Source organism: Bacillus sp. SIMBA_031 (genome assembly GCF_046535225.1).
Classification (GTDB): domain Bacteria; phylum Bacillota; class Bacilli; order Bacillales; family Bacillaceae; genus Bacillus; species Bacillus velezensis.
Genome location: NZ_JAWRXC010000566.1, coordinates 1 through 246 on the forward strand (window position 1 = coordinate 1; position 246 = coordinate 246).

Annotated in this window: 1 pseudogene; it reads right to left on the minus strand. The window is 61.8% G+C overall.

Annotated features, from left to right (window positions below):
- Positions 1-246: pseudogene (locus SB724_RS21385) on the minus strand (hypothetical protein); the annotation flags it as partial.

The following is a 246-nucleotide window of genomic DNA, read 5'->3' on the forward strand; positions in this document are numbered from 1 at the left end:
GACCATGATCAGGTCTGGGTAGGGCACGCCGTCGACACTACACACGACACCATAACCCTGGTCGATGCGCTGCGACGCCGTACCGCGATCGCGCGACACCGCCATCCAGCCCGCATCGACGAGAATCCACCCCTTGTCTGCCTGGTGACCGATGACGGTGGCAAGCACACTGAGCGCGATGTCGTCGACCGTGCAAACCTGAAGACCCGTCATCACGAGATCGAAGAAGACGAACACACCCGCACG